General features: G+C 44.9%; 3 protein-coding genes. All 3 read right to left on the bottom strand.

The window, feature by feature from the left end:
- On the bottom strand, positions 1–802 hold an 802-nt coding region (gene comGB, locus GMD4S_RS08460; RefSeq protein WP_000355378.1), incomplete at its 3' end, for a competence type IV pilus assembly protein ComGB.
- Positions 750–1,691, bottom strand: coding sequence for a competence type IV pilus ATPase ComGA (gene comGA / locus GMD4S_RS08455; RefSeq protein ID WP_000249575.1), 942 nt, complete (start codon positions 1,689–1,691; stop codon positions 750–752). The genes comGB and comGA, both read right to left, overlap by 53 nt.
- Before the next feature lie 69 nt (positions 1,692–1,760).
- The coding region (locus GMD4S_RS08450) for a DUF1033 family protein (protein ID WP_008289638.1) at positions 1,761–1,879 on the bottom strand (119 nt) is incomplete at its 5' end.

Genomic DNA, 1,879 nt, shown 5'->3' with positions numbered 1-1,879 from the left:
ACTCCTTTTTAAAGAAAGGATAGGTCGCTATGGTTTGAGAAAATTCGCGGCCATTTTGCAGGGCTTGAGCCAAATCTTGACCGATTTCGTTAAAGAGCTGTGAGCCTTGTTCCTGCATGATCTGAAAAATCTGCATCAGCTCCATCCCCTGCGAAATCATATTGCCCCATTCACGCGCATAATAAGCTGTCAGATAAGTCTGGACAAAGATTCCTAGAAAGGGAATCCGCGCTAACATCGAGAAGACCCGCATCTTGGAACTTCTTTTGTAAAAAGTGAGAGCTAAAAGCAAAGATAGAGAGCAAACCAACACTAGTCCCAGAAATATTTGTGGCAGATTGCCGATGATTTGAGTGGCGATATTGCTACTGTCCAGTTGAGGAAGTAGATAGTTTCTCAACCCCAGCATGATTAGCAGGAGAAATCCCAGCAAAATCAGAGGATAGGTCGCCACTTCGATTAACTTTTTCTTGACCTTGGACAAATTATCCAGATATTCTTCTATCTTCCCCAGACTCAGGTGAAGATTTCCATGCACTTCAGCTAGAGATAACTGGGTCACAATAGCACTTGAAAAGCCCAAGCTGTCCATCATCTCTGAGAAAGATTTCCCCTGAGCCAAGCCTTGGTGCATCTGGGCCACATAGTCCTTTTCTAGCAGGGCACTTCTTCCCAAGAAAGAAATAATATCCACCAAATGAAAGCCACTGGAGAAGAGATTGTTAAACAGGGTGATGATTTTCTTCTGCTTAGCTGTAGCTAATTTTTTCCGTTTCGGCCTGAAGACTTGTGATATGTCCATCTTTAAGAAGCTGGTCAATCTGTTCATTCCACCTGGTTGGCTGGTGTTCTTGATAGTCTTTGTTTGCAAAGTCAACGATTCCTCCTCCCCCGATTAATCTCTGGTAGCAGACTCCTTGCAGAACAACTGCTAATTCCTCCTCCGTCACCCCCAACTCCAGAAGGCGTTCATAAACACCTCGGATACTCTTAGCATGAATGGTTGAAAAGACTGTCGCCCCTGTCAAACTGGCTCTGACCACTGCACGCGCTGTCTCGCTGTCACGAATTTCACCGATAATCAAGAGGTCCGGACGATGCCGGAGAGACAGTTTGATCAGATTTTCATAGGTCAAGCCAATCGCTTCATTCAACTGCAACTGGAGCATGTCTTCCTGCTTGATTTCGACAGGATCTTCGATGGACATAACCTGTTGCCCCATAAACAGAGACTTGGCTAATTCGTGCATCAAGGTCGTCTTGCCACTTCCAACTGGACCCGCAAAAAGGTAGAGGCCCCGTTGCCGGTACTGCTCACCCAGTTCATTCATATCCTGAAACCAGAAATGCAGGTCCTGCTCTTCGTCGTGCAACAAACGAATGACCAAACTCTCATGTCCCCGATAATCTCCTACGGTAGACAAACGCAGAGAAGACACCTTCTCCCCATGCTGATAGTCGCAAGAGCCCAGCTGACTACGTCTCTTCTCCCCTACATTCATACCCGCTACAAACTTAAAATGACTAATCACAGCAGCTAAAACATCAAACTCATAGGAGTCAACGAGACACCGCGCGTCTCCAACCCGCATGTGAAGCTCATAGGACTTTTCCTTGGGAATGAAATAGATATCCTGAGCCTTCTTTGCTTTCGCAGTAGCAATAATTTTCTGTGCAATTTCTTGTACCATACCGCCCTCCTTATCTAACTATTCGCAAAAAATTGAAAAAAATAAAAAGCAACTTTTAAAAGTTACTTTTTATCTCCATTTCATGCGGCAAGAACGATGCTTTTCTTGACCTGTTTGTTTTTCGTAGCCTGGACGTAGCTTTTCATCGGGGATGACTTGCTCATCCTGTAAAAGTGCCAAAGAATGGT

The organism is Streptococcus sp. GMD4S, assembly GCF_000296955.1.
This window is presented reverse-complemented; position numbering and strand designations above follow the sequence as displayed.